Origin of the sequence: uncultured Rikenella sp., assembly GCF_947628055.1 — a bacterium.
GTDB lineage: Bacteria > Bacteroidota > Bacteroidia > Bacteroidales > Rikenellaceae > Rikenella.
Map to the genome: position 1 here is coordinate 1 of NZ_CANQYJ010000093.1, position 9,527 is coordinate 9,527.

Here is a 9,527-nt window from a genome sequence, read left to right on the forward strand (position 1 = left end):
TATCCGGCAGGCTCAAGAGATGCGTTAGCATCTCAAAAAGTTTTTCTGGTTCTCTTTGTTCACAAAGAGAACAGTTCACTCCCAATAGAGCAGAAAATAAACGAACGAATTAATGAAGCAAATATAAGCAAAAAAGGCCCCTGACAGAGCCTTTGAGGAAAAATAATCGTTGGACAGTCATACTCCGCCCTCAGGTCAGCCACAATCGCAACAGCCAGCTGCCGACCACGATCGCCAGATCAGCCCACAGCATCACACGCAAAGCACGCTTACAGCCGACAAAAAGCAGCGTCGCCGCCAGCGGCAACAAAGCCGGGAACAGCAGGAAGCTCTCCCGGAGCCTGCCCTGCAACAGAAGCAACGCCGCCCGCTGAGCGCCGCAGAACGGACAATCGAAGCCGAGCCACTGCCGATAAGCGCAAGGCATCAGCCCCGTTCCCCCCTCCGTTCAATAACCGGCCTGCGACAACGCGTCCCCCAGTTCAGACAACACACCGAACCCGACGCCGACAATCCCCACTAAAACAATGATATACAGGATATACAGTCCGCCGATACAAATTCCGATGATCGACATCACCCGCCCCGCATTGAGCATTCCGTATCCCGTGTAGGCATCCGGAGCCGCCAGATACGCCTGCCGTCCTTTCCCGCTCAAGGCCAATCCGACGATCCCGAGAATCAGCCCCACGAACCAGCAGCTGGTCACAATGGAAAGAATCCCCAACACCAAAACCGCCACAGCATTCGGCACCGTCGGTTTCCACGACGGCCCCCCCGGCCGGTACTGATACTGCGGCTGAGCCTGCACCGGTTGTTGATATTGCGGCTGTTCCGGCTGAGGCTGGAACGAGCCCTGCTGTTCCGGTTGCTGCGGCTGCTGGGGTTGGTTTTCGCTGAAATTTTCCATGAAGAAATGCTTTATAGTGAACAATACATACATCCAAAGAGAGCAGAGACAGCGTCGCCGCCCCCGTATTCAATTCTCCTCCTCGGCCGCCGCCAGCCGTTCTGCGTTCTCGGCGAACTGGAGCTTGTCGATGCACTCCTGAATATCGCCGTCCATAAACGCCGGCAGATTGTACATCGTGTATCCGATCCGATGATCCGTCATCCGCCCCTGCGGATAATTGTACGTCCGGATTTTCGCACTCCGGTCGCCCGTCGAGACCATCGTTTTCCGCTTGGACGAAATTTCGTCCAAGTATTTCTGGTATTCGAGGTTGTAAATCCGCGTCCGCAACTCCTCCAACGCCTTGTCGAAGTTCTTGAGCTGCGATTTCTGATCCTGGCACTGCACCACGATCCCGGTCGGGATATGGGTCAGCCGGATCGCCGAGTAGGTGGTGTTCACGCTCTGCCCCCCCGGTCCGGAAGCACAGAACGTATCCTTGCGAATGTCTTCCATTTTCAGGTCGATGTCGAACTCTTCGGCCTCAGGCAGCACCGCCACCGATGCCGCCGAAGTATGCACCCGCCCCTGCGTCTCCGTCTGCGGCACGCGCTGCACGCGGTGCACCCCCGACTCGTATTTCAGTGTCCCGTATACGTTCTCGCCCGAGACCTTGAGCACCACCTCCTTATATCCGCCCGATGTTCCTTCACTCTCGCTGTTGATCTCTGCCTTCCAACCTTTGCGCTCGAAGAATTTGAGGTACATCCGCAGCAAATCGCCGGCGAAAATCGCCGCCTCGTCCCCCCCTGCCCCGCCGCGGATTTCCATAATGGCGTTCTTGCTGTCCTGCGGATCGGCCGGAATGAGCATCAGTTTGATCTCTTCTTCGAGCTTCGCGATCTTCGGTTCCAGCGTTTCGACTTCGCCACGGGCTATCTCGCGCATCTCCTCATCTTTCTCGTTGACGAGAATATCTTTGGCTTCCTGCAAGTTAGCCACTGCCGTGCGGTACCGGTCCGCAGCTTCGACGATCGGCCCCAGCTCCTTATATTCTTTATTGAGCTGGATATAACGTTTCATGTCGTTCATCACTTCCGGATCGGTGATCTCGGCCGATATGGAGGCATATTTTTCCTTGATTCCGTCTAATTTGGCCAGTATGGTGTTGTCTGCCATATATTTTATGTTCCTTCCGTCGATGTTCGATCACAAAGATATGTTTTTTTCGGCTTATTCCGTGCCGGATGCGCAAATGGCTGCCCTCTTTCGCGAGAGAACAGCCTGAGTCTTGATTATTCTTTACCCTCTTGGAGGCAACTGTACCTGATTAACTTTGCTGCGCTTGTTTTGCCTTCCGGCTCTCCCCCTTCAGGGTAGAGGCGACCGGTTGTAGTACAATAAAAAGTTCTGCATATGCGACCTCGCGCCCACTCCCACTAAGGCCGAAGCCATCCCGGGCGGAGGGTGTCATTCGACACCCTCCGCCCGGGATGGCTTCGGCCTGACAAAGTGAGATCGCCAACGATATTGCGAAAATACCTGTTAGGGCCTAAAATTAATTATAGGTTTATTTAAATAACTTTTATATTGGCACCCGTCGAGGAAGTCCGACAGACATTACTGCACCTGCACCTCGACAGCCGCCGGGAAAAGCCGTTCCGGATCGAAGAACGCCGCGCAGCTGTTCACCAAATGAGCCGCATTCAGTTCGACCTTGCCCTTGAACGCCTCACGTCCGTTCACCCGGACAGTCACCGGCTCATCCAAGTCGACCAGCTTGTCGTTCAGGTAGATCACTACCTTACCTTTGGTCGCCGGCGTGTAGGTTTTGGTGTACGTCAAAGGAATGCCGTAACTGCCCACCACATCCGGAGCATAGGTCACCGTGCTGACCGCCAGATCCACCGTATTGCCGTCGATCGTCATTTCGTAGCACGAGCGTGACGAAGCGTCGTCGTTCGACCGTTCCTTTACATACAGGTTATAGAACCCGTCCCGATAGCGCGTAGCGCTTTCGTAAGATTCATCCATCGGGAAGTTTTCCCAATAGACATATTTGGGCCACGGATTGCGCGCCGCCTGAGCTTTCAGCCATTCGGTCGTTTGGGCTTCGTTGTAATAGAACCCGTGGGCCGCCCCCGGAATGAGTGCGACGTTGTGGTTGTAATATCCCGGATGGGTTGTCGCCAATTCGTTCAGCTCGTCATTGACAGCCATCGTCAGCTCGTCGCGCGAATAGGCGACGTCTTGATCTCCCGTGTGCAGGGTGAACGCGATATTGGCATAGTTTTCCGGCGGAGCGAATTTCAGATTTTCGCCGCCCGCCATCGGCCCCGCCCCGGCCAGATAGTCGGCATAGAACGAGGCCAGACTCTGACTCCCGTAAGCCCCCTCCGAAATGCCCATGAAATAGACCCGGTTCGGGTCTGCATCCGACAGGAAAGAGAGCCGCAGCAGCTTTTCCCAGGCCGCCTGTCTCGATTTCAGTTTCCAACGGGTTCCGGTGCCCCCCTTCGGGCTTTGCGGAATAAAGTAGAGGCACGGACTGTCCTGGAAATAGGTACTCCAGCCGAAGCAGGCGTACTGTTCGTTTACCGGGTCGTTCCCCGAACCGTGAAGGAAGATGAACAGCGGATACCCTGCCGCCGGTTTGCTGCCTTTCGAGAAGTAATAATAGGGCATTTTCCCCGAGTAGGCCGAGTTCGCATCGGCCAAAGACCAAGTTCCGCTTTCTGCCGGCGGATTCGCAGTGTAGGCCGGCATGGAGGTCGGGGTGGCCAGCTTTTCTTCCGAGAGGGAGGCGTTGGCGGCTTTCCACGAATCCCAAACCGCGGTCTGTTCTTCGGCGACCTGGTCGGCGGTCAGGACAGCGCCGGTCGGGTAAGGAGTTTTGTCTCCTCCCAAGCTCTTGGTGAAATAAGCGACGTATGCTTCTTTGGCTTCCCCGTCGTCCGGCGGCGGGGTCGGGTTATCGGCTTTGCTGCATCCGCAAGTGAGCATCGGGATCAGTCCGAGCAGAAAAAGTGAGCTTTTCATAAAGTGAGAGTTTTGTGCCGTAAAGATATAAATTCCGAGATGATATATTTATTGTCCCCGCATTCTTTATCAACCATTTTTTCGGCTCGCGCCGGCATCGTACTCTCCACGGGCGGTCTCTGCTCCAAAAGATCGACAGCCGCCGGTTCTGCGAGCGTTTTTTCTCCGCAGTCCGGCAGAAAAGCAGTCCGGCAGAAAGGGAGAGAACGAACGAAGGCCTGACGCATGTGTGTCAGGCCCTCGCTAATCCCCCGAAAAAGTGAATCCGGAGTTCTCGTCAGAAAACCGGTCAGATCCGGTCCACCGTCACCGTCAGCGGCAAGTCGTCGATCTCGATCGCCGACCGCTGCTTGCCGGCCGCCACAGAGACCCCACCCCCGGCCAGCGTCTGCGCCGCAATATACTCCGCATACCGTGCCACCGCATCGTCGATCTCGGGATTCGATTCGATGACGACCTTGATCTTGTCCGTCACCTCGAACCCCTGCTCTTTGCGCAGGTTCTGAATCCGGTTGACCAGCTCGCGCGCAATCCCCTCCGCCCGGAGCTCCGGCGTCACCTCGATGTCCAGCGCAATCGTCAGCGTCCCTTCGGTCGCCACCAACCACCCCGGCATATCCTCCGACGTGATTTCAAAGTCGGCCCGTTCCACCGGCAGCACCTCGCCTCCCGCAAGCCGGAGGTCGTAGACAGCCCCCTCGGTCAAGGATTCGACCGCCGCTATATCCTCCTGCGAGAAAGCCGCCACCGCCGCCGCAATCGCCTTCATCTGCTTGCCGTAACGCGGCCCGAGCGTTTTGAAATTGGGTTTGATCCGCTTCGTGATGATCCCCGTCGTCTCGTGCAGGTATTCGACCTCCTTGACATTGACTTCGCTCAAAATAAGCGTCTCGACCGCTTCGAGCCGCCGCTGCACCGCCGCATCCAAGACCGGAATCATCATCTTCCGCAACGGCTGCCGCACCTTGATATTGACTTTCCGCCGCAGCGCCAGCACCATCGACGACGCCCGCTGCGCCAGCTCCATCCGCCGTTCCAGCTCTTCGTCCACTAACGCCGCATCATACTTCGGGAACTCCGCCAAGTGCACCGACCCCGCCTCATTGAACGTGAGGTCGCGGAACATCCTGTCCGTGAAGAACGGTGCGAACGGCGCCGCCAAGAGCGAAACCGTCTTCAAACAGGTGTATAAAGTCTGGAACGCCGCCCGTTTGTCCTGCGTCATCCCCCCGCCCCAGAACCGTTTCCGATTCAGCCGCACGTACCAGTTCGACAGGTTTTCGTTCACAAAATCCGCGATTGCCCTTGCCGCCGGCGTCGGATCGTACGCCTCCAGAGAGTCCGTGACCGTTTTTACCAACGTATTGAGCAGCGAGATGATCCACCGGTCGATCTCCGGCCGCTCCGCCACCGGCACAAAATCCGCGCCGTCCACAGACGATGCAGTAAACCCGTCCACATTGGCATACAGCGCAAAGAAGCTGTACGTATTATAGAGCGTCCCGAAAAACTTTCTCCGCACTTCGTCCACCCCGTCCTCGTCGAACTTCAGGTTGTCCCACGGCTGCGAGTTGGAAATCATGTACCACCGCACGGCATCCGCCCCATACTTGTCCATCACCTCGAACGGATCGACGGCATTCCCCAACCGTTTGCTCATCTTATTCCCGTTCTTGTCCAGCACCAACCCGTTGGAAATGATGTTTTTAAAGGCCACACTGTCGAACAGCATCGTCGCTAAAGCATGCAGCGTGAAGAACCATCCCCGCGTCTGATCCACCCCCTCGGCAATGAAGTCCGCCGGATAGATTTTCCCCTGAAAATCCGCCGGGCCGACCTCGAATGGATAGTGCACCTGCGCATACGGCATCGCCCCGCTGTCGAACCAGACGTCGATCAAGTCCGGTTCCCTGTACATCGGTTTCCCCGTGGATGAAACGAGTACGATGTGGTCCACATACGGCCGGTGCAGGTCGAACGTATTGTAATTTGCTTTGGAAAAGTCCCCCTCCTTAAAAGAGGCCAGCGGATTTTCCGTCATGAGTCCCGCCGCAATCGCCCGCTCGATTTCCGCCTTGAGTTCCGCCACCGACCCGATGCACTTGAGCTCCGCATGATCCTCCGTCGCCCAGATCGGCAGCGGCGTCCCCCAATACCTCGACCGGCTCAGGTTCCAGTCCACCAAGTTTTCGAGCCACTTCCCGAACCGCCCCTCCCCCGTCGAAGCCGGTTTCCAGTTGATCGTCTTGTTGAGGTCGATCAATCGCTCCTTGACCGCCGTCGTCCGGATAAACCACGAGTCGAGCGGATAGTACAGCACCGGTTTGTCCGTCCGCCAGCAGTGCGGATAGTTGTGCACATGCTTTTCGATCTTGAACACCCGGTTGTCCGCCTTGAGCATCATGCAGATCTCGACATCCAGCGTCTCGTCCTTGTCCGTCTTCGCCGGATCGTAGGCATTCTTGACGAACTTGCCCGCAAACTCTCCGTAAGATTTATCGACATATTTGGCTACAAATTCCGCATCCAAGTCGTCGATCAGGAAGAATTTCCCCGTCCGGTCCACCATCGGCTGCCACTTGCCCGCCTTGTCCAGCAACAGCATCGGCGCAATGCCGTTCTGTTTCGACACCCGGTCGTCGTCCGCCCCGAACGTCGCCGCAATGTGCACGATCCCCGTCCCGTCCTCGACCGTCACATAATCCGCCACAATCACCCGAAAAGCATCCCCCTGCTGCAATTCGTCCAGCGCCGGCCGGATCCACGGAATGAGCTGTTCATACCGCACCCCCGCCAAATCAGCCCCCTTATATTCCCGCACAACGGTATAATCGGTTATCTTGGAAGCCGCCATCGTGCGTTCCAACAGCGCTTTGGCCAGAATCACGGTCTGCTCCCTCCCCGTATACGGATTCGCACAAATCACCTGCACATATTCGATCCCCGGCCCCACCGCTAATGCCATATTGCTCGGCAGCGTCCACGGCGTGGTCGTCCAAGCCAAGAAATACAAATCCCCCCGCACAGCATCCTCCCCGCCCTCGGCCGCCGCAAACAGAAACTCGCTCCGTTCGTCGCGGATCACCCGGAACTGTGCCGTGCAGGTCGTATCCTTCACATCCCGATAGCACCCCGGCTGGTTCAGTTCGTGGTTGCTGAGGCCCGTCCCCGCCGCCGGCGAGTAAGGCTGAATGGTATATCCCTTGTATAAGAGCCCCTTGTCATAGAGCTGCTTGAGCATCCACCACAAAGTCTCGATATACTTGTTGTCGTAGGTGATATACGGGTTCTCCATATCCACCCAGTAGCCCATCTGTCGGGTCAGTTTGTTCCACAGCCCCGTGTACTCCATCACCGCCTCGCGGCACGTCCGGTTGTATTCTTCGATCGAGATTTTTTTGCCTATGTCTTCCTTTGTAATCCCCAGTTTCTTTTCGACACCGAGTTCCACCGGCAGCCCGTGGGTGTCCCACCCCGCCTTCCGATGCACGAGGAACCCGCGCTGGGTTTTGTACCGGCAGATCACATCCTTGATCGTCCGCGCCATCACGTGGTGTATCCCCGGCACCCCGTTGGCCGACGGCGGCCCTTCGTAAAAGACGAACGTCGGATGTCCCTCCCTCGTTTCGATGCTCTTATGAAAAGTATCCTCCCCGTCCCACTGCGCCAACACTTCGGCACCCGCGGCGGGCAGATCGAGTCCTTTATACTCTGTGAATTTCTTGCTCATGGATCGTTTCGTTTCTGCAATTGGCAAAGGTACGATTTATTTCAAAGAGGACAAAGCCCTCCGCCCCGCGCAATCGGCGGGAATCGTCAGGAGCGCCGGCGCGTCTTTTTCAGCAGGATATGCACCGTTATGCCGGCAGCCACGGCGAGTAACAGCAGCCGGAGCCACCACTCTTCGGCGATCAGGACGACCGAAAGGAGCATCGCCGCCCACATCACCGTCAGCGTCGTCGCCTTAGCCTGCACCGACAATCCGGCTTTCGACGCGTAACCTTTTATATACGGTCCCAGCAGGCGGTGCCGCATCAGCGCCTGCCGTCGTTTCGGCGACGATCGCGAGAACAGGTACAGCGCCAGCAGCAGGAACGGCGTGGTCGGCAAAAGCGGCAGGAACACCCCCGCGAATCCCAGTCCCACACACAGACAGCCCAGCGCGAGGAGAAACCGTTTCATACCTTACAATGCCGCGCCCCGCTTGACGTCCATCAGGATCGAGAACGCCCGGTGGATGTCGTCATCGTGCACCACCACCGTGAACTCGTTGGTGGTGCTGATCAGCTCCACCATATTGATGTTGTCCCACGCCAGCTCCTTGAATATGTAATAGTAGACCCCCGGATAGATGCTGTTTTCGGCCGGCAGTTTGATCGTGATCGACGAGAGCGAGACCGATTTGGCGATTTGCCGTTCATTCCGGAAAATCTCCTCCGCCACCGGTACCAGCGCGCTGCTCACCACCATCGCCGTCTCGCCGATCCCCTGCGAGAAAGTGCAGAAGGCATCTTTGGTTTTCTGCACACGATCCAGCAGCAACGACTGACAGCCGAACAGCGATTTGGAGTTCTGATACGTGAGGTCGGCGAGGTTCGACCGGACCACGATGTCGCCGATATTTTCGATCACCTTCTGGAATTTCACGTTCGAGAGCAGCTCCAACCGCGGCACCAGCCGGTTGAGGGCCATGATGATGGCCCCGTCGTTCACCGACCTTCCCGCCTGTTTCTCCACTTCGGGCTTGAGTTTGCGCGCCAGCGCCGAAAGATTGACCAACCCTTCGATCAGGGCATTTTCCAGGAAAGGCTTCTTCTTGATGATCTCCTCGACCACCGCCGGTATGCTCGTCATATTTTTAACAGTTTCTCGGATTATTGAACAATTTATTCCCGCCTCGCTCCATTTCAGGCCATTTGTGTAAATTTGCAGCCTGTCACTCAGACTTCAATATACGCAAAACTAAACAAATTGTTCGTAATTTAACGCCAATCATGATAAAAACACTCAAATTCGGCGGCACCTCGGTCGGCTCGGCGGCTAACATGCGCCGCGTGGCGGGGATCGTCGTTTCGGAAGGGGCGCGTTTGACGGTGCTGTCGGCCATGTCGGGCACCACAGACGCTTTGGTCAAAATCTCGGAAGCGGCAAAGGCGGGGGACAACGATACGGCCAAAGCGACCGTCGAAATGCTCCGGAACAAATATTCGACCTGTATCGACGAATTGCTGGGGGATAACAGACGGGCGGCGCAGGACCGGATGGAAGATTGCTTAGCCGTTATCGCCAACGAAGTATTCACCTATCGCGGGGAAATATCGGATAAACTCATTCTGGCGCAGGGCGAGCTGCTCACGAGCGCGATCTTCTGCTTCCACATGCAGGAGCTGGGACATCGGGCGGTGCTGCTGACCTCGCCGGAATTCATGCACACCGACCCCGAGGGCAAGCCGGACACGGCGCGGCTGAGCCACGAACTCTCCGCTCTGATAACCGGCACCGATCCGGAAATATATTATATCGCCCAGGGCTTTATCTGCACGGATTCGGCGGGCCATATCAGCAACCTGGGGCGCGGCGGGAGCGACTACAGTGC

Annotated in this window: 7 protein-coding genes and 1 pseudogene; 1 reads left to right on the plus strand and 7 read right to left on the minus strand. The window is 56.8% G+C overall.

Annotation, left to right across the window (positions count from 1 at the left end):
- Window positions 1-190 precede the first annotated feature (190 nt).
- The 7 genes from Q0Z93_RS08270 to Q0Z93_RS08300 form a co-directional block, all read right to left on the minus strand.
- Entirely contained in the window at window positions 191-427 is a 237-nt protein-coding gene (locus Q0Z93_RS08270) for a DUF2752 domain-containing protein (RefSeq protein ID WP_298064467.1), read from the minus strand.
- Between the two features lie 21 nt (window positions 428-448).
- Entirely contained in the window at window positions 449-910 is a 462-nt protein-coding gene (locus tag Q0Z93_RS08275; RefSeq protein ID WP_298064468.1) for a CCC motif membrane protein, read from the minus strand.
- Between the two features lie 69 nt (window positions 911-979).
- Window positions 980-2,071, minus strand: coding sequence for a peptide chain release factor 1 (gene prfA, locus Q0Z93_RS08280; protein WP_298064470.1), 1,092 nt, complete (start codon window positions 2,069-2,071; stop codon window positions 980-982).
- A 441-nt stretch (window positions 2,072-2,512) separates the two neighbouring features.
- A complete protein-coding gene (locus Q0Z93_RS08285) occupies window positions 2,513-3,931 on the minus strand; it encodes a hypothetical protein (RefSeq protein ID WP_298064472.1) in 1,419 nt (472 codons plus the stop codon).
- Window positions 3,932-4,220: 289 nt separating this feature from the next.
- Window positions 4,221-7,661 carry an isoleucine--tRNA ligase gene (ileS, locus tag Q0Z93_RS08290; RefSeq protein ID WP_298064473.1) on the minus strand — a complete coding sequence of 1,147 codons (3,441 nt, stop codon included), beginning with the start codon at window positions 7,659-7,661 and terminating at the stop codon, window positions 4,221-4,223.
- A gap of 86 nt (window positions 7,662-7,747) precedes the next feature.
- Window positions 7,748-8,113, minus strand: a complete 366-nt coding sequence (locus tag Q0Z93_RS08295) for a DUF454 family protein (protein ID WP_298064474.1) — start codon at window positions 8,111-8,113, stop codon at window positions 7,748-7,750.
- A gap of 3 nt (window positions 8,114-8,116) precedes the next feature.
- The gene (locus Q0Z93_RS08300; protein ID WP_298064476.1) at window positions 8,117-8,785 is read right to left on the minus strand and encodes an aspartate kinase; all 669 of its coding nucleotides are present in this window, start codon (window positions 8,783-8,785) and stop codon (window positions 8,117-8,119) included.
- A 140-nt stretch (window positions 8,786-8,925) separates the two neighbouring features.
- Here Q0Z93_RS08300 and Q0Z93_RS08305 point away from each other — a divergent pair.
- A pseudogene (locus Q0Z93_RS08305) lies at window positions 8,926-9,527 on the plus strand (hypothetical protein); the annotation flags it as partial.